The 25,242-nt window shown below is 58.1% G+C and carries 23 protein-coding genes and 1 pseudogene; 3 read left to right on the top strand and 21 right to left on the bottom strand.

Translation table 11 applies throughout. The annotated features are described in order from the left end of the window. Positions 1 to 110: 110 nt before the first annotated feature. From CLV97_RS02015 to CLV97_RS01990, 6 genes are all read right to left on the bottom strand, one after another. On the bottom strand, positions 111 to 1,097 hold the full coding sequence (locus CLV97_RS02015; RefSeq protein ID WP_106343854.1) for an electron transfer flavoprotein subunit alpha/FixB family protein: 987 nt from the start codon (positions 1,095 to 1,097) through the stop codon (positions 111 to 113). A gap of 84 nt (positions 1,098 to 1,181) precedes the next feature. After that, positions 1,182 to 1,952 carry an electron transfer flavoprotein subunit beta/FixA family protein gene (locus CLV97_RS02010; RefSeq protein WP_106343853.1) on the bottom strand — a complete coding sequence of 257 codons (771 nt, stop codon included), beginning with the start codon at positions 1,950 to 1,952 and terminating at the stop codon, positions 1,182 to 1,184. Further along, positions 1,949 to 2,581: a fatty acid metabolism transcriptional regulator FadR gene (locus CLV97_RS02005; RefSeq protein ID WP_106343852.1), complete on the bottom strand. Its 633-nt coding sequence runs from the start codon at positions 2,579 to 2,581 to the stop codon at positions 1,949 to 1,951. The genes CLV97_RS02010 and CLV97_RS02005 overlap by 4 nt, the downstream gene beginning before the upstream one ends. Positions 2,582 to 2,822: 241 nt before the next feature. Then, on the bottom strand, positions 2,823 to 4,493 hold the full coding sequence (locus tag CLV97_RS02000) for a long-chain-fatty-acid--CoA ligase (protein WP_106343851.1): 1,671 nt from the start codon (positions 4,491 to 4,493) through the stop codon (positions 2,823 to 2,825). Between the two features lie 186 nt (positions 4,494 to 4,679). Beyond that, positions 4,680 to 6,164 (bottom strand): spore germination protein, encoded by a 1,485-nt coding sequence (locus CLV97_RS01995; protein ID WP_106343850.1) that lies wholly within the window; start codon positions 6,162 to 6,164, stop codon positions 4,680 to 4,682. After that, on the bottom strand, positions 6,121 to 7,524 hold the full coding sequence (locus CLV97_RS01990) for a purine/pyrimidine permease (protein ID WP_106343849.1): 1,404 nt from the start codon (positions 7,522 to 7,524) through the stop codon (positions 6,121 to 6,123). Before CLV97_RS01990 ends, CLV97_RS01995 begins: the two co-directional genes overlap by 44 nt. 197 nt (positions 7,525 to 7,721) lie before the next feature. On the opposite strand from CLV97_RS01990, the gene CLV97_RS01985 reads away from it, so the two are divergent. Beyond that, positions 7,722 to 9,095 carry an RsmB/NOP family class I SAM-dependent RNA methyltransferase gene (locus CLV97_RS01985; RefSeq protein ID WP_106343848.1) on the top strand — a complete coding sequence of 458 codons (1,374 nt, stop codon included), beginning with the start codon at positions 7,722 to 7,724 and terminating at the stop codon, positions 9,093 to 9,095. 21 nt (positions 9,096 to 9,116) lie between these two features. On the opposite strand, the gene CLV97_RS01980 is transcribed toward CLV97_RS01985, so the two are convergent. Beyond that, positions 9,117 to 10,295 carry an MFS transporter gene (locus tag CLV97_RS01980; protein ID WP_170070333.1) on the bottom strand — a complete coding sequence of 393 codons (1,179 nt, stop codon included), beginning with the start codon at positions 10,293 to 10,295 and terminating at the stop codon, positions 9,117 to 9,119. Between the two features lie 99 nt (positions 10,296 to 10,394). On the opposite strand from CLV97_RS01980, the gene CLV97_RS01975 reads away from it, so the two are divergent. Next, positions 10,395 to 10,601: a hypothetical protein gene (locus CLV97_RS01975; protein WP_106343846.1), complete on the top strand. Its 207-nt coding sequence runs from the start codon at positions 10,395 to 10,397 to the stop codon at positions 10,599 to 10,601. Between the two features lie 86 nt (positions 10,602 to 10,687). On the opposite strand, the gene CLV97_RS01970 is transcribed toward CLV97_RS01975, so the two are convergent. From CLV97_RS01970 to CLV97_RS01925, 10 genes are all read right to left on the bottom strand, one after another. After that, entirely contained in the window at positions 10,688 to 12,262 is a 1,575-nt protein-coding gene (locus CLV97_RS01970) for a M2 family metallopeptidase (protein ID WP_106343845.1), read from the bottom strand. 167 nt (positions 12,263 to 12,429) lie between these two features. Next, positions 12,430 to 13,509, bottom strand: coding sequence for an Ldh family oxidoreductase (locus CLV97_RS01965; protein WP_106343844.1), 1,080 nt, complete (start codon positions 13,507 to 13,509; stop codon positions 12,430 to 12,432). 37 nt (positions 13,510 to 13,546) lie between these two features. Beyond that, on the bottom strand, positions 13,547 to 14,500 hold the full coding sequence (locus CLV97_RS01960) for a hydroxyacid dehydrogenase (protein ID WP_342749760.1): 954 nt from the start codon (positions 14,498 to 14,500) through the stop codon (positions 13,547 to 13,549). A gap of 7 nt (positions 14,501 to 14,507) precedes the next feature. Next, positions 14,508 to 15,200, bottom strand: coding sequence for a FadR/GntR family transcriptional regulator (locus tag CLV97_RS01955; RefSeq protein WP_106343842.1), 693 nt, complete (start codon positions 15,198 to 15,200; stop codon positions 14,508 to 14,510). A 64-nt stretch (positions 15,201 to 15,264) separates the two neighbouring features. Further along, the gene (locus tag CLV97_RS01950) at positions 15,265 to 16,422 is read right to left on the bottom strand and encodes a UxaA family hydrolase (RefSeq protein ID WP_106343841.1); all 1,158 of its coding nucleotides are present in this window, start codon (positions 16,420 to 16,422) and stop codon (positions 15,265 to 15,267) included. A gap of 2 nt (positions 16,423 to 16,424) precedes the next feature. After that, positions 16,425 to 16,763 (bottom strand): UxaA family hydrolase, encoded by a 339-nt coding sequence (locus CLV97_RS01945; protein WP_106343840.1) that lies wholly within the window; start codon positions 16,761 to 16,763, stop codon positions 16,425 to 16,427. 74 nt (positions 16,764 to 16,837) lie between these two features. Beyond that, on the bottom strand, positions 16,838 to 17,287 hold the full coding sequence (locus CLV97_RS01940) for a tripartite tricarboxylate transporter TctB family protein (protein WP_170070332.1): 450 nt from the start codon (positions 17,285 to 17,287) through the stop codon (positions 16,838 to 16,840). Continuing rightward, a complete protein-coding gene (locus tag CLV97_RS01935; RefSeq protein ID WP_245891327.1) occupies positions 17,265 to 18,788 on the bottom strand; it encodes a tripartite tricarboxylate transporter permease in 1,524 nt (507 codons plus the stop codon). The genes CLV97_RS01940 and CLV97_RS01935 overlap by 23 nt, the downstream gene beginning before the upstream one ends. Positions 18,789 to 18,846: 58 nt before the next feature. Continuing rightward, positions 18,847 to 19,806, bottom strand: coding sequence for a Bug family tripartite tricarboxylate transporter substrate binding protein (locus CLV97_RS01930; RefSeq protein WP_245891326.1), 960 nt, complete (start codon positions 19,804 to 19,806; stop codon positions 18,847 to 18,849). 337 nt (positions 19,807 to 20,143) lie between these two features. Continuing rightward, positions 20,144 to 22,525, bottom strand: coding sequence for an endonuclease MutS2 (locus CLV97_RS01925; protein ID WP_245891325.1), 2,382 nt, complete (start codon positions 22,523 to 22,525; stop codon positions 20,144 to 20,146). Between the two features lie 305 nt (positions 22,526 to 22,830). On the opposite strand from CLV97_RS01925, the gene CLV97_RS01920 reads away from it, so the two are divergent. After that, on the top strand, positions 22,831 to 23,187 hold the full coding sequence (locus CLV97_RS01920) for a phage holin family protein (protein ID WP_106343838.1): 357 nt from the start codon (positions 22,831 to 22,833) through the stop codon (positions 23,185 to 23,187). Between the two features lie 137 nt (positions 23,188 to 23,324). Here CLV97_RS01920 and sleB read toward each other — a convergent pair whose 3' ends face one another. The 4 genes and pseudogenes from sleB to zapA all read right to left on the bottom strand — a co-directional run bounded on the left by sleB (position 23,325) and on the right by zapA (position 25,238). Then, the gene (sleB, locus tag CLV97_RS01915; protein WP_425440536.1) at positions 23,325 to 24,032 is read right to left on the bottom strand and encodes a spore cortex-lytic enzyme; all 708 of its coding nucleotides are present in this window, start codon (positions 24,030 to 24,032) and stop codon (positions 23,325 to 23,327) included. Then, positions 24,018 to 24,284 (bottom strand): annotated as a pseudogene (locus CLV97_RS18885) (peptidoglycan-binding domain-containing protein); the annotation flags it as partial. The gene sleB and the pseudogene CLV97_RS18885, both read right to left, overlap by 15 nt. A gap of 157 nt (positions 24,285 to 24,441) precedes the next feature. Further along, positions 24,442 to 24,975: a CvpA family protein gene (locus CLV97_RS01910; RefSeq protein WP_146130384.1), complete on the bottom strand. Its 534-nt coding sequence runs from the start codon at positions 24,973 to 24,975 to the stop codon at positions 24,442 to 24,444. Between the two features lie 11 nt (positions 24,976 to 24,986). Then, the gene (gene zapA / locus CLV97_RS01905; RefSeq protein WP_106343836.1) at positions 24,987 to 25,238 is read right to left on the bottom strand and encodes a cell division protein ZapA; all 252 of its coding nucleotides are present in this window, start codon (positions 25,236 to 25,238) and stop codon (positions 24,987 to 24,989) included. Between the last annotated feature and the right edge of the window lie 4 nt (positions 25,239 to 25,242).

Here is a 25,242-nt window from a genome sequence, read left to right as displayed (position 1 = left end):
TTACCGGAAATGCGCAAGACGGGATCCGCCGTGGAAAGGGAGATAGGACGCCAAATTCGCCCGAAAAAAAAGGGCGGCAGACCGCTTGCCCGCCGCCCCGCGTACCCAAATCAGTTGGATTCGGCCAGCACTTTCTTGAATTCCTCCGTCAACATCGGCACCACTTCAAACAGGTCCCCCACGATGCCGTAATCGGCCACGTTGAAGATGTTCGCCTCCGGATCCTTGTTGATGGCAACGATCACCTTGGAGTTGGACATCCCGGCCAAGTGCTGAATGGCGCCGGAGATCCCGCAGGCGATGTAGAGGTCCGGCGTGACGACCTTCCCGGTTTGGCCGATCTGCAGGGAATAATCGCAATATCCGGCGTCACAGGCTCCCCGGGAAGCCCCCACGGCGGCTCCAAGGACGTCGGCCAGCTCCTGAAGGACTTTAAATCCGTCCGCGCTTTTCACTCCGCGCCCACCGGAAACGATGATCCGCGCCTCCGACAGATCCACACCGCCGGCCGTCTTGCGGACCACTTCCTTCACAATCGTGCGCAGGGAATCGGCGGAAATCGCGATATCCAGCTCCTCCACCTGGGCGGAACGGGAGGTGTCCGCCTCCTCCGCCGGAATGTTGTTGGGACGGATCGTCGCAAAGACGGTCCCTTCCTTCACCGCCTTTTTCACAAAGGCTTTCCCCGCGTAAATGGGTCGGGTGAAAATAATCCGGTCATCCGCCGATTGCACGTCGGTACAGTCGGAAATGAGCCCCCATCCCATCCGGGCGGCAATCCGCGGGCTCACATCCCGACCGATGGCCGTATGCCCGGTGAGGATGACGTCGGGCTGCACCTTGTCGATCACTTGTTTGAAGGCCTGGAAATAGGCATCCGTTGTATATTGATCCAGTTTCTCATCAGTGGCGACGACTACGTTGTCCGCGCCGTGATGAGCCAACGTTTCCGCAAATTCCTTCGCTTTGCTGCCGAATACGGCGGCCGTGATGGTTCCCCCGTCAGTGACCCGCCGCGCGGCTGCCAGGCATTCCAGGGAGACGTTCCTCAACCCCCCGTCCCGCACTTCGGCCAGTACCAAAACGTTTCTGCTCATGGACGTTTCCCCCTTGCAGTCTACATGGTCTTTTCAAACCGGTTCCGAACCGTGCCACAAGCGTTGAAACGGCTCTTATCGGGATCAGATCACCTTTGCCTCGTTCCGGAGCAACTGGACCAGTTCCTTCACCTGATCAGACAGCTCGCCCTCCAGGATTTTCCCCGCTTCCTTCTTCGGCGGCAGGAAGACTTCCAGCGTTTCCGTCTTGGATTCGATGTCATCCTCATCCAGGTCGAGATCGTCCAGATCCAAGCGCTCCAAGGGCTTTTTCTTCGCCTTCATGATCCCCGGGAGGGAAGGATAGCGCGGCTCATTCAGCCCCTGCTGCGCCGTCAAGAGGATGGGCAATTTGGATTGAATGACTTCCACGTCCCCCTCGACGTCCTTCTCCACTTCCACGTTTTCGCCGTCGATGGTCAATTTGGTGATGGTGGAAATGTGGGGAATCCCAAGCAATTCCGCCAGGCGGGGTCCCACCTGCGCCGAGCCGTCATCCACCGCCATGTATCCGCACAGGATGAGATCGTACTCCTGTTCCTTGATCACCTCGGCCAAAATCTTGGCGATGGTGTATTCATCGGCATCTTCCAGATCCTCGGAATCCACGATGATTCCCTTGTCGGCCCCCATGGCCATGGCCGTGCGCAGCGCTTGTTCCGCCCGCTCCGGCCCCACGGTGATGACCGTGACTTCCCCTCCGTGCTCTTCCTTCAGCTTGATGGCTTCCTCCACGGCATACTCATCGTAGGGGTTGATGACAAATTCCACCCCGTCTTCGCTGATTTGGCCATCCTCGAGAACGATGCGCTCCTCGGTGTCGAAGGTTTGCTTCAGACAGACCAAAATGTTCATGCGTTACCCTCCTTCTCAGAATGAGCCTCCCTCTGCTGCGGAGCATCCTTGCCCATTCCGTATAGGAACAGGCGATGGATGGGTTCCACCTGATCCATCAGGCTGTACTTGCAATCGTTCATGATCCAGGATGTAACGGTTTCATCCAAGGTGCCGAAGATCATCCGGCGGGCAACCCGTACATCGACATCCGGGCGAAAGATCCCTTGATCGATCCCGGAGCGGATGATGTCATCGATGACATCCATGTACTTTTTCAGGGTTTCCGCGATCCCCCTGCGCACCTTCCGATTGGATTGGCGCAATTCGATCTGCGTGACGATCGCCATCTTCGGATTTTTTTCCAGGTGCGCAAAATGGAGACGCATCAGTTCCCGGAGCTGATCCGGCGCGGAGTCGACACGGGCGGTAGCTTCCCGGACGGTCTCGATGAAGGCTCCCATTTTTTCATTGAAAAGGGAGATCAGCATATCATCCTTGTTTTCGAAATAGAGGTAGATCGTCCCGTCGGCCACCTTCGCCTCCCGGGCGATTTTGGACACCTGGGCGTTGTGGTAACCGTTTTCGGCGATGACGCGGATGGCAGCGTCAATGATCGCCTCATATTTCTCCCCGGTCCGTTTGGCCATGCCATTCCCTCATTCCTTAATGAATGACCATTCATTCAATTTCTAGTTTATTACGCAAACTTACCCATGTCAACTTTTTTCGTCAAAATCGCGGATGAAAGCGCAACCGAAAAACATTATACCACGACGGATCCGGCCGGGAACAAAGGAATTGAACAAAACGCAGGGAAAAACGTGGAAATCGGCACCGACCCGTGGGAAACCGCCGTGCGACCCGGCGATCCTCCGAGCGGCTGCCGCATCACCCCTGCTTTTCTTCTTCAACCAATACCCGTCGGAGGACCTTGCCCACCGTCGTCTTGGGCAATTCGGAGCGGAACTCGTAGCGGCGGGGAACCTTGTAAGCCGCCAGCCGCTCCCGGCAGTAGGCATCCAGTTCCTCCTCCGTTATTTTCTCGCCCTCCCTGAGAACGATAAACGCCTTCACGGTTTCCCCCCGATAGGGATCCGGAACACCGACGACGGCCGCTTCCTGAACCGCCGGGTGTTCAAACAGCACCTCTTCCACCTCCCGCGGATAGATGTTGAATCCGCCGGCGATGATCACGTCCTTTTTGCGGTCCATGATGGCGAAATATCCTTCCTCATCCATGAAAGCCATGTCTCCGGTGCTCAGCCATCCGTCCTTGAGCACCTTCTCCGTCTCCTCCGGCCGGTTCCAGTACCCCTTCATCACCTGGGGACCGCGAACCTGGAGCTCACCGACCTCTCCCTGCTTCACCTCTTCGCCGGTCTCCGGATTGACAATCCGGCAATCGGTGTCCGGCCACGGCAGACCGATCCTGCCGGTTTTTCGGCGGCCCCAAACGGGATTTGCGTGGGTGACGGGGGAAGCCTCCGTCAATCCATACCCTTCGACCAGGCGTCCTCCTGTCAATTTTTCAAACCGCTCCTGCACTTCGACGGGAAGGGGCGCGGATCCGCTGAGGCAAGCTTCAACCGAGGAAAGATCGTACTTTTCGATATCGGGATGATTGATCAGGGCCACATACATCGTAGGGGCGCCGGGAAAGAGGGTCGGCTTCTCCTCGGCAATCGTCTTGAGGACTTGTCCGGCATCAAATTTCGGCAGGAGGATCATCGTCGCCGCCATGTACACGGAATAATTCATCACCACGGTCATCCCGTAAACATGGAAAAAGGGCAGAATTCCCAAGGTTTTTTCTTTTCCGCGCCTCCCCCGGTACATCCACGCGGCGCACTGGACGGTATTGGCCACCAGATTGCGATGGGTCAGCATCGCTCCCTTCGCAAGCCCCGTGGTTCCGCCAGTATACTGGAGGAGGGCCAGTTCATCGGGGGATTCGACGGGCATCGTCACCGGATTCGCGGGTGCTTTCCGGATGAGATCGGAGAAGCGGTGGATGTTTCCTCCGTAAGAAATGTCCACATGCTGACCTTCCTTGATCATTTTGAGCGGATACAGGAGGTTCTTCGGAAAGGGGAGATAATCCTTGATGCTGGTGACGATGACGCGCTTCAGCGGGGTCTCCTCCATCACCTTCTTCACCTTGTCGAAAACCAGATCCACGCAGATGATCGTTTCCGCGCCGGAATCCGACAGCTGGTGTTTCAATTCCCGCTCCATGTACATGGGGTTGGTTTGGACGACGACCGCCCCGGCAAACAGGGCTCCATAATAGGCGATGACCGCCTGGGGCGTGTTGGGGAGCATGATCGAAACCCGGTCCCCCTTGCGCACCCCCAGATCCGCCAGGGCGTGAGCGAAACGGTATACATCCTCCAGGAGCTCCTGATACGTGATTCGCTTTCCCATGAAGTGAACGGCGTCCCGCTTGGGAAACTCCCGAGCGGACTCCAAAAGAAAATCCGTCAGATACGCTTTGGGGTACTCCAGGGTTGCGGGGACTTCCTCCGGATAATGCTGATGCCAGATCTTCTTTTCTGTCATTGGAAACCCTCCTGACTGAATGAATAGTCATTCAATAACGGGGATACTTAGTCGTGGCTTTATTTGGATGGTTTCCACACCATTTTAACGAACTTTTCATCCGATTTGAATCACTTTCTTGGAAATCCCCGGATGGGGGGAGGCGCTCCCCGCCCTTTCGCGCATCTTAAGAACCTTCCCATCCTCCTATCCTTCCCGGCGATCCGGATCCGACGGAGACAGCACCCGCGGACGTTTCGATTTGATCGGCATGGGCGAACGGACCATCACATCCCACAACGCTTTTCCGTTAAAGGGGACCAGCGGCCACATGTAGGGGGTGTTGAGGCATCGGGTCGTCGCAAGCAGGAGGAACCAGATTCCTACGGTGAGGATCAGCCCCGGCAATTTTCCCAGGGCGACCCCGACGAGAAAAACCAGCCGGGAAATCTTGTTGGCCAGGCCCAGCTCATAGCTGGGGGTGGCAAAGGTGCCGATGGAAGCAAGGGCCACGTACAAAATCACCTCCACGTTGAACAGCCCCACCTTTACCGCCATTTCACCGAGCAGAACGGCGGCGATCAAACCCAGTGCCGTGGCCAGGGGGGACGGCGTGTGGATCGACGCCATCCGCAGGATCTCCACCCCCAGCTCCGCCGTCAGGATCTGCAGAAAGAGGGGAACATCCCCGATCTTCTCCGGTCCGAGAAAGCGCAGATCCGCGGGGAGGAGCTCCGGTTCCAGGACAAACAGATACCACAGGGGGATCAAAAAGAGGGAGGCCCCTATCCCGAGAAACCGAACCCATCGGAGAAAAGCCCCCACCCCCGGTTTCTGCCGATATTCCTCCGCATGCTGCAGGTGGTGAAAAAAGGTGGTGGGAGTGATCATCACGCTGGGGGAGCTGTCCACATAGATCAGCACATGTCCCTCCAACAGATGGACCGCCGCCACGTCGGGCCGTTCCGTGAAACGGACCATCGGATAGGGATTCCAGAAGCGCCGGAACAGAAACTCCTCCAGGCTCTTCTCCGCCATCGTCAATCCGTCCACCTGAATCCGGCTCAGGGAGTTCCGGACCGTCTCCACCAACTCGGGGTCCGCCACATCCTCAAGATAAGCGATGCAGATGTCGGTTTTTGAGCGGGTACCTACTTGCAAGTACTCCATGCGAAGGGAAGGATCCCGGAGCCTGCGGCGGGTCAGGGCGGTATTGAAGACGAGCGTCTCCACAAAACCGTCCCGGGATCCCCGAACCACCCGCTCCACATCCGGTTCTTCCGGATTGCGGGCGGGATACGTTCGGGCATCGATCAGGATGGCCTCTTCTTCCCCGTCGACCAACAGGGCCAGCGGACCGGACAGGACCGCCGTCACCACTTCGTCGATCTTCTTTGTGGATTCCACTTCGAGATAGGGCACATGGGTGCGGATCAGCCGGTTGATCGTCCCGGGGACGAGATCCTTCCGTTCCAGCTTGGATAAGTGATCCATCACCCGGTTCAGGATGTCGTCCTTGGCAAAACCGTTCACAAAATACAGGGCGAAATCTTTCCCTCCATAGGTGAGTTCGCGACAGATCACATCGAAGCTTTTCCCCACGCCGAGCACCCGGTTCAAAATCTCGATATTTTTTCGGAGGGAACGGTCAACGGTAATCTCCTTCAGCTTTTCCTTCTCCGGCTTGTTCAGAGGGGATCCCTTCCTTCAAGCGTTTTTCCCGATGCTGATCCCCATTATTTCCACCCGGATCCGATGACAAACGCTTCCTTTCCCGCCAGAGCTGCTCGAGGAAAAATACGGCCAACGTTCCGACGAGGAGTCCGTTTTCGAGCACATATCTTACCGCCGGAGGGAACGCATCAAAAAACGGAGTGGGGAGAAACATCGTCCCGACCCCCAACACCAGGCTGATTCCAAAAATCGTCGTTCGCCGCTCGTCCAGGGGGTGTTCCATCACCGTCCGCAACGCGGTGCCCGCCATTTGGACGAAGGAGGCCAAGAGGGCGGCGTAGACGACGGGACCCGGAATGGAGGCAAGCGCCTCCGTCAAGGTCGGAACCAGGGAAACCCCGATCATGAGCAGACAGGCGAACAAGAAGGGGCTCCTTCCCCTTACTCCGGTCAGCCGGATAAAACCCGCCGACACGGAAAGGGGAACCATCCCGCCCGTGGAGAACAGGGCGGACAAGCCGTGGTTGATCCCGCTCACCCAACTTCCCCGGTTCAACTCCCGGATATTCACATGGCTGCGGCCGCGGACCGCCTCGCCGACGGCTGCCAGACTGGCCACCATGTTGGACAGCAGGACGAAAGCGACGAGGATTCCGGTAACCGCCGACTCCATTCCGACGCGCGGAAGCCCCCATTCAAACACGGACGGAACCGGCGAACCGGTCGAGATCTCCGTCCCGGAGGCCCGCCCGAGAGCGAAAAAAAGAATCCATCCGGCGAGCATCCCGATCAGCATCGCATAACTTTTCCACCATCCTCTCCCGACGGCGGACAGGAGAAGGACGAGAAAAAACACCCCCAGGGCGATCAAAGCGGAAAGCGGATCAAAATCGCCGTTTGCACCGGTCAACATTCCCTGAAAAAAGATCCCGCTCAGCTGAGAGACGAGCAGAAGCAGATAAGTCCCCGTCACCAGGGGAGTGAAAAGGGAAAGCATTCTTCCCAACACTCCCGTCATGGAGAGGATCAAAAAACATCCCCCGGTGACCAGCATCGCCCCCTCCAACGACTGCAATACCTCCCGGGCATCGCTGCCCTGCGCGAGAGCCTGACTCCCCAGGATGGCGAACACCCCCATCCAAATGCCCGCAGGTCCGTCCATGAGCGGCAGCCGGTGTCCCAGCCATCCCTGCAGCAGCGATCCGATCGCCACCACCAAAAACGTCCGCTGCATCAGGGCGGCGGTTTCCGAAGGTGTGAATTGAAAAATCTCGGCGATCACCACCGGCAGCGCCACCGTGTTGGCCACCAAAAAGATCAGCCACTGCACGGCGGCAATGGCTTCAGCTCCCCAACGGCGCACCTTTGAATTCTCCATCCTATCCCTCCCATTACCTCGAATTCACAGATCCTCGGTCAAACCAGTCCTCGGGGGCTCCCTTTCATCGGAAAAGGGCGACAGCAATCGCCGCACCCCCGGCTTCGGGCTTTATCATCGGCCCCATCATTTTTTTCCTTCCTCCCGTTTGCTACAATAACAGGTGCAACCTCAGACACCAGACGGGAGGATGACCTGTGGCACAGCTCCCCAACGAATACCTGGAACAAATGAACGCACTCCTGAAGGAAGAATATCCCGCCTTCCTCGCCACCTATGAAGAACCGCCATCCAAAGGCCTCCGGGTGAACACCCTCAAAATCGGGGTGGAGGAATTTCTTCAGCGGGTTCCCTTCCGCTTGGAACCGATCCCCTGGTGCGGGGAAGGCTTTTATTTCGAGCCGGAAGAGGATCGTCCGGGGAAACACGTCTACCATGCCGCCGGGCTGTATTACATCCAGGAACCCAGCGCCATGGCCCCGGTGGTGGCCCTGGATCCCCGACCGGGAGAACGGGTGTTGGACCTTTGTGCCGCTCCCGGCGGGAAAACAACCCAAATCGCCGCCCGCATGAGGGGCCAGGGCCTTCTGGTCGCCAACGAGATCGATCCCCGGCGGGTCAAGGTGCTGGTGGAAAACCTGGACCGCTTGGGCGTGAGCCACGCGGTGGTCCTGACCGAGTCGCCGCGGAGGCTGAGCCGACGCTTTGTCGGCTTCTTCGACCGGATCCTGGTGGACGCCCCCTGCTCCGGCGAAGGCATGTTCCGCAAGGATCCCGACGTGTGCGGACGGTGGAGTCCGCGGGCCACTCGACGCTGCGCCGACGTGCAGCTGGAGATTCTGGAAGCGGCCGCCGCAATGCTCCGCCCCGGCGGGCGGCTCACCTATTCCACCTGCACCTTCAATCCGGTGGAAAACGAGGAAGTGATCCTCCGCTTCTTGGAACAACATCCGGAATTCGAACTGAAGCCCGTCCCCCAGGCGGAACATTACCGGGAGGGGCGTCCCGACTGGGTTGACGGTCCGTCGCAGCTCGCCCGTTCCGCCCGGCTTTGGCCCCATCACCTCCGGGGCGAGGGACATTTCGTCGCCGTCATGGAAAAGACCGGCGGTCCGGAAGGGACGGCCCCGCGTCCGGGCGCCTTTCCGCCCGTCTCCGCCGACGCCAAAAACAAATTGAAGCAGTTTGCCCGGGAAACGCTGGCGGAAGGCCCCCCCGACGGCCCCTTCACCCTGTACGGAGAGCACCTGTACCTTCTGCCGGGTCCTCTCCCCACTCTGAAGGGGCTCAAGGTGGAACGCCCGGGATGCTATCTGGGGCAGGTGAAAAAGGGGCGGTTTGTCCCCTCCCACTCCTGGTCGATGACCCTGACGCCGGACCGCGTCAAGCGTGCCGTCTCCTTCGCCGAGGACAGCCCCGAACTCCACCGCTACCTCCGCGGGGAGACGCTGCCCCATTCCGGGGAGAAGGGATGGGTTCTTGTGACCGTCGACCGCTTTCCCCTCGGCTGGGGGAAAATCTCCGGAGGAATGTTGAAAAATCACTTTCCCAAGTGGCTGCGGTGGGATTGATCCCCCGGGAGAGAAGATCCTTTACGCGGTCTTCCTCTCCCCCTCCCTTTCCCGGGAGAGCGTCCTTGCCCACCGGTAAACAAACATCGATGCCAACACGAACAGGCCGCCGATCAGGAACATGCTCCGGTAGCCCCACCATCCGACAAACAGCCCCAGCACGAAGGAGCCGAGTCCGATTCCCGCGTCCATGGCGGTCAAATAGGTGGCGGTGGCCGCTCCCCGTCGCTCCGCAGGCACCCCCGCGATGACCAAAGCCTGAACGGAGGGCTGAATCGCACCGTAGCCGAAACCGATCAATCCCGCCCCCGCATAAAACAGCACCGGCCCATCGGCGAGGCCGAGGGCGACCATACCCGCCAAATAAAGCAGAAAGCCGGGAATGACCGCGCTATCGGGTCCCTTGCGGTCATAGATTTTTCCCGACACCATCCGGGACAGGACCAGGGCCAGGGCGTAAACGACAAAATAACCTCCGGCCATCCCGGGATTCCCCAGCTCGATGGCGTAAAGGGAGATGAAGGAGACGACACCGCCGAAAACGATCGCCGGCCCCACCAGGGAAACGGAATACGGAACCGCCCGCATCTCAATCCATCGCTTGAGGCCGCGCCCCTCCTCCCCGGAACGCGCCTGGGCTTCGGGGTGCCGGATCGGGAGAGCGAACAGCAAAGCCAGTGTCGCCAGCCCCGCTCCGACCAGAAAGACCAGCGAATAAGACCCGTGTTGCAACAGCGCCATGCCGAGGGCCGGACTGAGAATCATGGCCAACATCGAGGAGATGCCGAAGATCCCCAGGCCTTCGCCCCGACGGGATGACGGAACCTGATCCGCCGCCGCCGTCGCCGCGGCAGTGGTGGACATCCCGAAGACGGCGCCGTGAAACAGCCGCAAAAGAAGGAGGAAAACCATGCTGAAGGCCGCCAGGTAAGACGACGAGGCCACGGCGAACAAGGCCAGCGACAGGATCATGATGTGCCGCCTTCCCCACCGATCCAACCAGATGCCGGAGGCGGGCCGGGTCAGAACCGCCGCCACCGTAAACACGCCGACGACCAGCCCCGCCTGACTCTCCGATTCCCCCAGCTCATCCACCACGAAAATCGGAAGGGTGGGCAGCAACATGAAAAAACCGGCAAACATAAAAAAATTGACCGCGCAAATCAGGATGAAATCCTTGGTCCACAAACGCTCTCTCATCTCTCCACCCCTTTCTGCGCTTCCGGTTCCCGTTCTCCGCATGACCATCCGCCGGCGCCCATATACTTACATTAACAGAGCGACAGGGGGATGAGCGCGGTGAGCAGGATCGGGGAACGGACTCGCCTTGTGCCCTACGGCCCTCTGACCCTGGGACTGATTCAACCGGAATGGCTGTATATGTACCATTACTTCTTGGAAGAGCCGGAAGAAGGAGAAGAACATCCTCCGCCGGGGGACGCCGGGAAAGAAAACAGAGAGATACGGATCAACTTCCGAGCCAGACGGGATCCGGCGGCCCCCTGAGGAGGATGTCCCGCGAAAAAGGCGAACCGATACCGGTCGCCTTTTTCGTTTCGGATGTGCAGGTTTTCGTCCGGGCTTCTCACCGGTTAACGGACAAACTGATTCACGAAGTGTTCCGGGTTGAGCCCTTCCCCCGTCGCCTCCTCGATCAGGACTCTCCAGCCGCTCCGGTCTCCGGGCTGAAACACCTTTTCCAGGAAAAAGCGGCCGGTCTCCTCGGTGAAAAGCGAGGTCGCCCCGTTTCGGCGAAGGGCGGCGTCAAACTGGGAGGCCGTCAGTTCCCCCAGCAGGTAATTTTGGTAATACACCGGTGCGATGGTGAAGTGGATCTTGGAGGCCCAATGGGGTTCATCCGTTTCCTCCGGCGGATTCACATACTGAATCTCCCGGACCAGCTTCCACCACAGGCGGTTCAGGTCCTGATCGGGATCGCGGTAAAGCTCCCTCTCAAAGGTGACGAAGGTGATGATCCAGCGGGCGACGATCAGCATCTGCCGCTGGAGCATCTTCTCCACCTGGGGCATGATCCGGGAGAGCTCCGCTCGGTCCACCCGGGGAAAGCGCTCCAACCACTCCCGGTTCCGCGTCAGGCGACCGAAAAACATCGCGACGGCCTCGGTCGTGAAGATATGAGCGGGAGTGCGCAGGATGAAGGGCAGATTCCGATCCGCGTACTTATCGTATACGGCGTGACCGAACTCGTGCAGCATGGTGGACATCCAGTATTCATTGTCCCGGATGTTGCACAGAACCCGGACATCTCCCCGGCGATTCATATCCAGACAGAAGGCGTGCTGGTTTTTCCCTTCCCGCTCGTACAGGTCGCTTTTGGCGAGCATGTCCCGGATCTCCAGCCCGAGGGCGGAATAGGTGTCGGCGGTCAGTTTCTCGATGTTTTTCCCCCGGTAATGAACGTCCATATCCAGGCCGGGTACCGGCGGGGCTTCCTGAAAAAAGGGATCCGAATAATGCCACGGCCTCAGCTCTTGAGGCTCCAACCCGAATTTTTCCCCCAGCTCCGCATCGATTTCCCCCTTGATCCGGCGGAAGGGCTCGTCGGTCAATGTTTTAAGTCGTCCAAACAGGGAGAACACTTCGTCCCGATCCAACTCGCTGAGCTGGAACATCATTTGATGGTGATCCTCAAACCCCAAGCGGCGCGCCGCCTCGTTTCGGAGTTTGACCAGCCGGATCAATCCCTTCTCCAATTCCCGCCCGATCTGCTTGCTCGCCCGCCACACCTTTTCCCGCTCTTCGGAATCGGTGCTCGTCGCCAAGACGTTTCGCACCTCGTTTTCCGTCACCTTCCGCCCGTCGACGGTTCCGCGAAAGGTGTTGAAGATATTGCTCAGCTCCGATGAAAGGCGGACCATTTCATCCAGCAATTCCTCGGGAACCTGGTTTTCCAGCGCTTCCTGATACAGGCGATCCAGTTGCCGCCGCTCCAGGGAGCCCTCCGGGACTTTCTCCCTCAGCTCGGCAATCCGCTCAAACCGCTTCCGGTCGGCAAAGTGCCGCCGGTACTCCCTCTCCGCCTCCACTTCCGCCTCCTGCCACTTCTTCTCCCCGGTGGTGTTCACCATCCACACGGCGTGGGCCACCCGTTCGGACAAACGGGCGATCGCCTCGTTCTCCTCCCGCAGAAAGCTCTGTACGTCCAAATGGAATCCTCCTTCCCGCAAAAGGGGAAATGTCATTACATTTTCATCGGCTTCATGGCCCTATGTTACCAGATTATCAGAAAAAGGGGAATCGCAGAACTCAAGATGCCCTTCGAAAAAACCGACCCGATTTTCCGGCATGGAAGGCTGCCATTCCCGTCCCTGCCTCATCCTTGATTCCCTTCCGCCTCCCCGCCGATCGGGGCGGGAAAGGAGACGTCGCAGCTTCGGCCCAGCTCTTCCAAATCCGACACCACTTCCCTTGAAAGGGGAATCCCTTCCTTTAACCTCCTGCGGATTCTTCGCTCCCGTCCCTCACCGGGATACAGGATCTCCTCCGCCCCTTCGGCCCGGGGAACCGACTTCAGCTCCCGCAAAAATTGCTCGATCCGTCGAAAGTACACATCGATGGGCATCCACCGGGAAAGATCCATCAGGATAAAAAAGTGTCCCACATCGGCGGCTGCATGCCCCTCCTCGTAAAGGTTTCGCACATGGGGCCCGAAGGCGGCGCCGCTCAACACCCCGGAAAGCACCTCCACCGCCGCGGCGAGGGCGTACCCTTTCACCCCTCCGAAGGGAAGCACCGCACCCTGAAGCGCCTCCACCGGATCGGTGGTTTCCCGTCCCTCCCGGTCGATGGCCCATCCGGGCGGGATCGCCTTCCCCTCACGGGCGGCAAGGATGATTTTGCCCCGGGCGACGACGCTGGAGGACATATCGACGATCAGGGGAGGACCCTGCCGCGTAGGAAACCCGAAGGCGATGGGATTGGTTCCCAAAAACGCCTTTTTGCCTCCGTGCGGGGGAATGCCCGGCGGCGAATTGGTCAGTGCCATCAACGCCCGGTTTTTTCGACAGGCCCATTCACAAAAATAGGAAGCGGCACCATAATGATTGCTTCTGCGGATCGCGATCCCGGCAAGCCCCGACTGCTCTGCCACGGGAATCGCCGCCTCCAGCGCCCTCATGGCCACCACCTGCCCCAGGCCGTTGCCCCCGTCCACCCGGAGAACAGCCCCCGACCGCGTGATGCGGATTTCCGGTTTGGCGGCAATCCGCCCCTCGCGGACGCGCTTCGCGTAAATCGTCAGCCTGCTGATCCCGTGGCTGTCGATGCCCGCCAGATTGGACCGGATCAGGGAATCGCTCACCAGCTCCGCATCCCGTTCGGGCACTCTCAAGGAGACCAACACCGCCCTCGCAAAACGTTCCAAATCCTCGGACCGGTATCGGTTTTCACGCATGCGGACACTCCTCTGAACCTTTTAATAGATTTTGAGGTCAAATGGAATAAAGGGAAGGTTGACCGGAAAGAACCCGAATCACTTCTTCCGCCACCAGATGGGACGTGCGGACTTGTGCCTCTTGCGTCAATCCTGCGATGTGCGGAGTAAACACCACGCGATCGTGACCGAGGAGCGGATGTTCAGGGGAGACAGGTTCTTTTTCCAATACGTCCAACACCGCTCCTCCAATCATTCCATGTTCCAGGGCAGCAGCCAAATCACCCTCATGGATCACCCCACCCCGGGAAGAGTTGATGATCCAGGCGGTGGGCTTCATCTGCCGAAATTCGGACCAAGAAAAGAGATGGCGGGTTTCATCGTTTAGAGGAACGTGTAGACTGACGAAATCAGCGGATTGCAACAGCTCGGAAAAGTCGACCCGCTTCACCCCCGTTTCCGCAACCGGAAAGTCAAAGGGGGTAACGTAGGGGTCGTAGCCGATGACACGCATGCCGAAGGCCATCGCCCGTTTGGCCACCCGATGGGCTATCTCGCCCAGTCCGACCAGCCCCAACACCTTGCCGAAGATTTCGTTTCCGCCGAACCGGCTCCGATCCCAGCCGCCCGCCCGGACATCCCGGTCCGCTGCAAACAGTCGGCGCGAACAGTGGAGAATGGCCGCCATTACGTACTCTGCCACCGATGTGGCATTGGCGTTTCTTCCGTAAACGACGGCAATCCCCCGGCTGCGGGCGGCCCGGAGATCGATGTTATCAACTCCCACACCCAGGCGACCGATGACCTTAAGGTGTTTTGCCTCATCCAATAACGCCACGTCCACCCGGGTCTGGTTGCGCACAACCAGGGCATCTGCACGCTGGAGACGTTCAGCCAACTCCTTTTTTCGCCGCCACAAATGGGGATCGTAAAACACATCGGCGTATTCCCTCAGCCGCTTCAGCCCCTCCGGCCAGATCACTTCCGAAACAATGATTTGCAAATTCCCCACCCCCTTTCTAAGGCTTTTGGTAGAGACGGCGAATCGACTGTTCGACGGCATCCAAATGTTCCAACATCGCCCGTTTAGCCCGTTCGGGATCCTGTTTTTCGATGGCGTCTGCGATTTCCTCGTGTTGGTCCAGGGAAGCGACCGCCCGACCGGGAATCCGGAGGCTGTCCCGCCGGCTTTTTTCCAACAGGTCCAAGAGGGCAATCATTACCTTCACCAATACCAGGTTTCGGGAAGCCTCGGCAATCGCCATGTGAAACTGGGCGTCCCGTTGGCTGAGCGCCTCCGGTCGATCGGTGTGCCGTCGGGCATCTGCCACGATACTTTGCAGCCGTTCCAAATGGTGCGGTTGTCTCCTTTGAGCCGCCCACGCCGCCCCCTCGGATTCCAGCAGCTTCCGGATGTCGAACAAATCCTGCAGCGCGGCCTGCTGAAGGATCCGACTGGCCACATCCAGTTCTGATTCACTCGGGTGGGCGACAAAAATGCCCACCCCGTGTCTAACATTCAAGATCCCCCTTCCCGACAAGGTTTTTACCGCATCGCGGATCACCGTACGACTCACATGAAATTGGGAGGCCAAGTCCCGCTCCGTCGGCAAACGGTCGCCAGGCTTCAGGTCTCCCCGGGCAACCGCATCTGTGATCTGCGAGATGATCTTTTCACTTAACGCTTTATTATCCGAAATCGGCTGGAACATTTTCCGTCCTCCTCAAAAAAAGAAGGTTGGATCCTGAGACACCCAACCAAGTGTTTGCGAAAACTTATGCGCTGGGATAAAGCCGGGTCATGACAAATTCGCGATGGCCCAACACCTCAGCAGCCGTCATCCTTCCGTTACACGTCCGGACCATCAAGTCCAACAGGCGATCCCCCGCTTCCTGAAGGGTGATTTCCCGCGAAAGCAATCCGCTCACATCCAAATCGATATGCTCCCGCATCGACCTCACCGTTTTGGGATTGGCGGAAATTTTGATCACCGGCTCGACCGGGTGTCCCACAATGTTACCCTGACCGGTGGGGAACAAATGGAGAACCGCTCCTCCGGCCGCCATCAGCGTAATACATTCCGCCGCCGCGGAAGAGGTATCCATGAAGTAAAGACCCGGGCCGTTCGTCGGCTCCTCGGCCGGTTTCAACACGCCGATCACCGGCTTGGTTCCGGTCTTTTCAATGTTGCCCAACGCTTTTTCCTCAATGGTGGACAGACCACCGGCAATATTTCCCTGGGTCGGTTGCGAGCCCAACAAGTCGACACCCTGGGATTCGATGAAGGAGACATATTTGTGATAAACCTGCAAAAACCGTTCCCGCAGTTCCGGCGTCGCCATCCGGTCGGCGATCAGATGCTCCCCGCCCGTCAGCTCCGATGTTTCGCCGAAAAATACGGTCGCCCCCTGATCTACCAAAAAATCAACCACCCGCCCCACCGTGGGACAGGAAGCCAACCCGGTGGTGGTGTCTGACTCCCCGCACTTGATTGACACCGTCAAGTCTCTCCATTCCACCGGTTCTCGTTTCAGCTCGGAAGCCCATTGCATGAATTCCTTGGCCTTCCAGGAAGCCCGGCGGATCGTCTCCAGATCCCCATAACCCTCGATGGAGAAGGACGCGACCGGTTTACCGGTTTCCGCGATTCCTTCGGCCACCTTTCGTGTCCAATTTTCTTCGATCCCGATCACCACCGCGGCGGCCACGTTGGGATTCCTCCCCGTTCCGATAATCGTCCGGAAGTGGAGATCCAGATCCTCCCCGTACTGCAGGCGCCCGTATGCGTGGGGCAAAGCCAGGGTTCCGACCACTTGCCTGGCCACCGCTTCACAGGCGGCATTGGAAATGTCGTCCACCGGAAGGATCACCACATGATTGCGAATCCCGGCCCGACCGTCCTCCCGCCGGTACCCCGTCAAACAGTTTTCCACCCTTACCACCTCGCACTCTTCAAATTGTGGGTGTGCACATAATCGCCGACCTTCCATCCTTCGGACGCAATACCGATGCGAATACCGTATTCCAACACCGGATCGCCGGGATCGCGGGCCACGATGGCGATTTTATGCCCAAGGGGAATGAAATCGCGGGCCTTCACAAGGATGGTGGTGTCGTCATCCATGTAAACGCCTATCACCTCTTCACCCGCTTCGATATCCGACGTAGCCACGCCGACGTGGTCTCCCCGTTTGTGAATCAGAAACTTGTGTGTAGCAGAGGAACGCCGCTCCGGTTTCAATTCCGTCAACCCGCTGCTCCGGTCTCCCGGCATCTCTATCCCCCCATTGGATCTTTAGATAGGTATGTGGTATTACCACAATAAACAATTATTCGGAAAAACCCCAATCAATTCCCAAAGATCCCCGTAGGAAACGGGACCAAAAAGACATAGCGGAAGAGGAGAAAGAATCCGACGCTGACCACGACCGCAAACAGCATGGCCCGGCTGAGCGATGCGCTCTCCCGCCCTTGCAAAACCCATGCAGAAAATCCGGTAAAAACCAACGTAGCAGGCAGAAAACCGATCACCCCGATGAGCAACACATAACCCACCATCGCCGTAGTCATGAGAAGGACGCGTCTTCGGTCGACAGCCGTCCCTCCCTTTCTTGAAACGGGGCGAAACAAACTGTACAGCAGATAGAAGAGGCCCAGCCCGGTGAGAATCCCTCCCACGGTTTGCGGAAACACGGCGCTCATTTCGTTCAACTCCCTCGTCTCCCACAAGGCCAACAAGCCCAGCGCCAACACGAGAAGGGCAAGGAACGGTTCCTTACCGACCCTTAACAACGTCACTGCCACTCCCTTCTTTTTTCGTAAATCCTGCGAACCGGCTGACAATCGGCCACAAGAGGGATGCAGCACACAGCAGAATCAACACGAGGGAGATCGGCCGGGTGAAAAACAGGCTCCAAATGTTCCCCTGGGCTTGGCCCATCAACATCGTTTGGGATAGCCCGGTTTCGGCGATCGGTCCCAGAATCAGTCCCAGCACGATGGGTCCCGGATCAAATCCCACCCGTTTGGCCAGATACCCGAGGATCCCAAATCCGACCATCATGAATACGTCAAGCAGGCTGTTGCGAATGGCGTACGAGCCGACCACCGCGAGAAAAACGATGAGGGGCGCCAGATAGTAAGAAGGCAAATTGATGATGTGGGCCACGTACCGCGAGCCGAAAAAGGCCAACACAAACATCAGCACATTGGCCAAGATGAACGCCCAGATAAAGGTGTAAACCAATTCCGGGTAATTGGTGTATAGATCGGGCCCCGGCGTGATTCCCTGGATCATCAGTGCACCCAGGAGAACAGCCGCGGGAGGCGCTCCGGGAATCCCTAAGGAAAGGAGGGGCACCAAAGAACCGCCGACCTCCGCATTATTGCCCGATTCCGAGGCGGCGACGCCTTCCAGGTTTCCTTTGCCAAAGGAGCGCTTCTCTTTAGAAAATCGAACCGTCATGTCGTAGGAGAGCAGACTGGCGACATTGCCGCCGGCACCCGGTATGATCCCCGTGATGATTCCGATCACCGACGAGCGAAGGTACAGCAACGGTTTTTTGACCAGCTGGGCGATCACGCTGCGGGCAACCCCCTTGACCCTGCGATAGAAAGGCTTGTGACCGGCGGATCCGCTTTTTTCGACCATCGCGATCACTTCGGGAATGCAGAACAATCCGATCAGGACCACGGTCAAGTCGAGTCCCCCCTGTAGAGGGGCAAAACCGAAGGTGAACCGGGATTCCCCTCCTATCGGGGCGATCCCAATCGTGCTGAGCAACAGTCCGAATGCCCCGCCGATAAATCCTTTCAACATGGAACCAGTGGAAAGCGTTGCGATGATCGTGAGTCCAAAAATGGCGACCCAGAAATACTCCGGCGGACCAAATTTGAGCGCGAAATCCGCCAGGAGGGGCGAAAGAAAGAGCAAGGCGAATCCACCTAACACGCCCCCCACCCCCGAACTGAAGGCCGCCGTAACCAGCGCGTGTTCGGCCTTTCCCTTGCAGGTCAAGGGATAACCGTCAAAGGTGGTGGCGATCGACGAAGGGGTACCTGGTGTGTTGATCAGGATGGCGGAAATGGACCCGCCGTAAATAGCCCCGATATAGATGCCCCCGAGCATGATCAGCGCCGCTTCCGGATTCATGGAAAAGGTGAACGGAAGCATCAGGGCTAGAGCCATTGTGGCCGTCAAACCCGGAAGGGCACCAACGATGATTCCGCCCGCTACCCCGAGAACCATGAACAACAGATTAACCGGATCAAACAGAGAAGATGCGATTTCAGCGAGCAAAATCCATCACCTTCCATCGGGGCGGAATCCCTTCCGCGCCGCTCGTTTTCTTATTTCATCAATCCATAAATGGTTTTAACTCGTCGCTCTTCTTTTTGATATATGCTTGGCTCTCTTCGATTCCCATCGCTTTCGGCTCAAAACCTTCCTTGATCATCTGTTTCCTTATTTTCGGGTCGTCGACGATTATCTTGAAGGCTTTTTCCAACTTCTCCTTGACCGCTTGGGGAGTACCCGGCGGAACGGCCACACCGCGATCGATGCTGGCAGTCATGTCGTATCCCAACTCCTTGAAGGTGGGAACATCGGGCAGAGCTTCGAAGCGCTGTTTCGAACCGATGGCCAGGATTTGGATTTGATCCTTGTAACCGACCAGATCATTGGAGTTGGCCAGAATGGCTTCGGTATTTCCCCCGAGAAATCCCTGCATCTGAGAAGCCCCGCCGGTGAAGGGAACGTATTTCATTTGGATCCCGGCGAGTTTCTGCAGTTGTTCAAAAGCGAGATGATGTCCCGAAAAGGAACCCGATCCGGCAACGGTGATTTTTCCTGGATTCTTTTTCGCCTTCTCAATAAAGTCCTCTAAGGAATGGATTCCACTCTCTTTTCGGACCGCCAGACCGATCGGGGTGGACTGGAAGATCATGATCGGCTCGATCTGCTCCGTTCGATACCCCGTATCCTTGTTGGCGAGTGGCTGGAGAATGATGTGAGGAATATTGATTCCTGCGATGTAGTAACCGTCCGGTTTTTGGCGGACCAGCTCCGCCCATCCGACCGCTCCGCCGGCTCCCGGTTTGTAGGTGACAACGATTTTTTGCCCCAACTCTTTTTCCAAAATCGGCTGCTGCCTCCGGGCCTCAATGTCCGATTGCCCACCGGGGTCGAAGGGAATCATGTAAGTGATGGACCGGTTGGGATAACTTTCCCCTCCTCCCGCTAACGGAGAAGCGCAGGCGGTCAACGCCAATAATCCGGCCGTGAGAATCCCGATCCATGTCCGATGGATTCCGCGCACGTTACATCCCTTCTCTCATGAAAGATACATACGGATGCGCAGGGTAAGAGGTATTACCTCACGGTTGCAAGTATACATATAATTATTTTATTATTGTATTAAGTTTGTCTATTCCAAAAATAGCGGTGAAAAAAATAAAACGGAGCCGTTTATCCCGTTTCGTCCCCAGGACAAAAACTTCACGGAAAAAACAGCTCCGCCCGAACGTTTTTTTCGACACGCCTTACATCGCATTCAGGAAAAACCAGACGAGGCCGATCAGAAAAAACATCAGGGCAATCGATCCGAGAATCTTGGGCAAATGATTCATTTCCAGTCCACCTCGAGGCACTGCAGTTTACCGAAGCTCGACCACGGTGACACCGGAACCGCCTTCCCCGTGGCCGCCCAGCCGGTAATTCTTGACGTTCGGATGGTTCCGCAAAAACTGCTGAACCCCCGACCGGAGGGCACCGGTCCCTTTGCCGTGGATCAGATACACTTCCCGGTATCCGGCCAAAATCGCCTGATCCAGATACCGGTCGATCGCGAAAACGGCTTCCTCCACCATTTTTCCCCGCAGATCCAGTTCCGGCCGGACCGCTTCCGAAGTGCGCCGAACGGAGGTGGTTTTTTTTCGGGAATCGCCCTGTACCGGTTTTCCGGACCCGATCCACGCCAAATCTTTCCGGAGAACCTTCATTTTCAGGCTGCCGACCTGCACCTGGAATTCTTCCCCTCCGAGATCCTCCAGAATTTCCCCCTTCTGATTCAGCGTCCGGACCAGCACATGGTCCCCGGGTTTCAGCGGCCGGTTCGGATCGCCGGTGTCCTCCGATGGCCGGGCGGGCAGTTTCATCTCGGGAACCGCATCCTCCAACCGCTTTTTCGCTTCGATCAACTGGTGTTCCTTCAGCTGATCCGGGCGCCTGCGCGCCCACTCGCGCAGTTGCCGAAGGATTTCTTCCGCTTCCCGCTCGGCCCGTGCAACCACCGACCGCGCTTCGCGGCGGGCCGACTCAAGAAGGCGCCCCTTGGTCTCTTCCCAGGCCCCCATCTTTTTCTTCAGCTCCGCGTGGAGGGAATCGGCTTCTCTCCTCAGCCGCTCCGCCTGCCTTCTCTCCTCCTCCGCCGCCCTCCGGTCGGCGCTCAGGGCGGCGATCATCTCCTCCAGACGGTTTTCTTCGGAGGAGAGTTGCGCCTTTGCCCGGTCGATGATCTCCCGGGGCAATCCCAGCCGGTCTGCGATAGCGAAAGCGTTGCTCTTTCCGGGGATCCCGATCAGCAGGCGATAGGTGGGTCGCAAGGTTTCCACGTCAAACTCCACGCTGGCATTGATCACCCCGGGGCGGGCGTGGGCAAACACCTTCAATTCGCTGTAATGGGTAGTGGCAACCACCAGACATCCGCGTTCCAGGAGATGGTCCAAAATGCCGACGGCCAGGGCAGCCCCTTCAGCGGGATCCGTTCCCGCTCCCAACTCGTCCAGCAAAACCAAACTCCTTCCGTCCACCTTCCCCAGGATCTGAATAATGTGGTTCAAATGGCTGGAAAAGGTGCTCAAGCTCTGCTCAATGCTCTGCTCGTCGCCGATGTCGGCGAACACCCCGCTCAAAAGGGGGAATCCGCTCCCTTCCTCCGCAGGGATCGGCAACCCGGCATGGGCCATCAAGGCCAGAAGGCCGACGGTCTTCAGGGAGACCGTTTTCCCCCCGGTGTTGGGACCGGTGATCACCATCACCCGATGCGGCTCTCCCAGCTCCACGTCGATCGGCACCACCTCGTCCGAGGAAATCAGCGGGTGGCGCGCCTTTTTCAGACGGATGGGAACATCCCGGTCGATGGTGGGCACCGCTCCGCGGATCGACCGGCCGAATCGGGCCTTGGCCAAGATCAGATCCATCTCGGCCAGCACTTCGACGTTGGCGGCAAGGGCGTCGACGACGGCTCCCACCTGGGCGGAAAGTTCCTTGAGTATTCTCTCCACTTCCCGCTCCTCTTCCAACTGAAGTTCCCGGAGCCGGTTGTTCAGTTGAACCACCGCCTCCGGTTCGATGAACAAGGTGGCCCCCGATGCCGATTGATCGTGGATGATCCCGCCGAAGGCGCCACGGTATTCCTGCTTCACCGGAATCACATACCGATCATTTCGCACCGTGATGATCGGCTCCTGGATCATCTTTTGATAATGGGGATTTCGGAGGATCTGCTCCGAAACATTGCGCACCTGCTCCTGAACCCGTTCGATCGTCCGGCGGACGCGGGCGAGGGCGGAACTTGCCCGATCCTTCACCACACCTTGGTCGTCCACGCATTTCCGAATCTCTTCTTCGAGGGACTTCAGTCCCTCAAACCGGGCCGCGAGGGAGCGCAGGTGGGGCAGGGGAGCCTTATCCGCGTCGATATCCGCGATCTGGCCGCAAATCTTTCTCCCGGCGGCAAGGGTATCCGCAATTTCGATCAGTTCCCCTCCCTCCAGGATGCCTCCGATGCGGGCACGGCGCAGGGAAGGACGGATGTCGCGAACCCCCGAAAGTGAGACGCTCCCCTTCCACCGCAACAGTTCCAACCCTTCCAGGGTGGCGGCCAACCGGCGCCGCACCTCTTCCAGGTCATAACTGGGGCGAAGAGAAGCAATCCTCTCTTTTCCGGGCGTGGAAGCGGCATGATCGGACACCGTTCGGATTATCGCGTCGTATTCCAATATGCGAAAATAGTGGTGATCATCCTTTTTCGGCACCTATTCCTCTCCCCCCTTCACCAGCCGCACTTTCAAAGTGTATCCGTAAACGCCCGACAAAGCCGCGAGCAATATTCCCGCAATCCGGCGACTCTTTTAGTGTAATGGCTCTTCCGGCGATTGGCAAGTGAACCCTAAGATCTGCTCCTTTCCCGGGACCGCCTCTCCCGCAAGTGTCCTTTCGCCGGTCCGCTCGTGACTTTTTTTGTCATTTTTCGGTTGAACGCCTACCTGCGATCCCATGCGGCTTCTCCGTTATAAACCCTCCTCGGAACAGGCACACTAAACCCAAAGGAGGGATGAACATGACCGTTCTTCGACATATTATCCGCTTTGTGGTGGCGGCCATCGTCCTGATGATCACCAGCGCCATCGTTCCCGGGTTTCAAATCTCCGGGTTCTGGAGCGCCCTGTTGGCGGCTGTTGTCATCGCCATCCTGGGCTGGATCATCGAATCGATCATGGGAAGGGAAATATCCCCATACGGCCGCGGCATCGTCGGATTCGTCGTCAGCGCCGTAGTCATTTACCTCACCCAATTCTTCGTGCCGGGGCTGCGGGTCACCGTTCTCGGCGCGCTCCTCGGTGCGCTGGTCATCGGGCTGATCGACCTGCTGGTTCCCACCAAGGCGCGCATCACCAGTCGCCCCGAAAAACAATGAAGCAAATCGATTTCACCATCTCCCGGAAACGGGAGATTTTTTTTGGGCAAAGAGGTGGAGCGGCTTCTTCTCCCTTCGCCGATCCAACCATGTGAAAAACCCGCCGAAATCCCGGCGGGTTTTTAAGCATATCCCTGTCACTTACAGAAGATGTGCTTCCCGATTCGTTTGATCTGCGGGCGGGACCAGATCCATTTGGAAATGGCGCGGTCGGGGTTGAAGTAGTACAGCGCTCCTCCGGAGGGATCCCAACCGTTCAGGGCATCCATCGCCGCCTTTTTGGCCGTCTCGTCGGGTTCCAGCCAGATCTGACCGTCGGCGACGGCTTCAAAGGCTTGCGGTTGGAAAATCACACCCGACAAGGTGTCGGGGAATTTTTCGCTGTCGATGCGGTTGAGAATCACCGCGCCCACCGCCACCTGTCCGACGTACGGCTCTCCCCGCGCCTCGGAATAGATGGCCCGGGCCAACAGGTCGAAATCCTGCTTGGATACACCCGGCGCCGAGCGGACCGGTTTTGCCGCCGGAGCTTTCCGGGCCTGCGGCGTGGCCTCCTTCCCGGGGCGCCAATTGCGGGTCGCTTTCCACAGCATGCGCTTGGTCTTCGGGCCCACCACTCCGTCCACTTTCATCCCGAATTCATATTGGAACAGGCGAACGGCGCGGTACGTACGCCACAGGAATACCCCGTCCACTTTCCCGGTATAAAATCCAAGGAATCGGAGACGCCGCTGCAGCTCCCAGACATAACCGCCGCGATCCCCTACCCTATAAATGCGGTTGTCCGCACCGGGCGTCCAATCCTTGGACGCCTCCCACAGCTTCCGCTTGGTCTTCGGCCCCACCACTCCGTCCACTTTCATCCCGAATTCATATTGAAACAGGCGAACGGCGCGATAGGTGCGCTCCCCGAAGTTTCCGTCGATCTTTCCGGTATAAAACCCCAAATATTTCAGACGACCCTGAAGCTCGTAAACGTCCCCTCCGCGGGCTCCCTTCTTGAGTGTTCCCTTTCCGAAGGAAGCTTCCGCCTTGGCATCCGCCAAACGGTCCGCATCCAGGGAGACGCCGCCCAGAATCGCCCCTGCCAACACCATCAGGGTGCAACAGAGCAGCCACATTCGTCTCCTCATAGGCTCAACCCTCTCTCAACGCTGGAATTCATCCGTTATTATGCCGAGATTGCCACGACCCAATTCAAAAGAAAAAGGGATGCCGCCGTTTCGCGGGCACCCCTTCCATCGGAGAGAGGATCTATCCCGTTTCTTTCTTGAGCCAGTCCCCGATCTGTTCGCTCAGATCGGGAGTCAGTTTCAACACGCCTTGGCAGACGAAGGATTCCTGAATCGCTTCGCGCCCCGTTTCCCAGGGAAGAAAGTTCATCACGTGAACGCCGATGAACAGGATCAGAAACACTTGAACCAGGTTGAGGAGAACGCCTCCGAGGCGATTGATCTGTGAGAGGACGGGGATGTCGAACAGCCCGGTCAAAAGCCGGGCGATGATCGAGATAAGGATTTTGACCCCCGCAAAAAGGAGGATGAAGGCAAGCATCCTGTACAGGATCCCTTCAATCGGAAGGAGTCCGATCCATCCTCCCCCCACCTCCTCCGGAAGAGGAAAGCGCTCCATCAGGACCTGGGAAAAATCTCCGGAAAGCCGATACGCCGCCAGGAGGGCGAATATCGACCCCACCAAGGAAAACGCTTGAAGGATCAACCCCTTTTGATAGCCTCGGATCACCCCTCCGGCAAGCAGCAGGAGGAGGAACCAATCCAAGCCGTTCATCCCCTTCACTCCTAGGGCTGGTCATCCTCGATCAAATGGATGATCTCATCATACTCCCTTTTCAACTTGAGATACGCATCGGCAATGTTAACCGCGGACAAAACCGCAAGACGCGTCGTATCGAGCCGGGGGTTGCTCTTGGCAATCTGCCGCATCTTGTCGTCCACATGGGCGGCCACTTCCCGCATATAGCCGGGACTCGCCTTTCCGACAATCTGGTATTGCTGGCCGTAGATTTCAACGCTCAATTTGTTTTTTGTCATCGGA

Origin of the sequence: Planifilum fimeticola, from assembly GCF_003001905.1 — a bacterium.
In the GTDB taxonomy this organism is placed as follows: domain Bacteria; phylum Bacillota; class Bacilli; order Thermoactinomycetales; family DSM-44946; genus Planifilum; species Planifilum fimeticola.
This window is presented reverse-complemented; position numbering and strand designations above follow the sequence as displayed.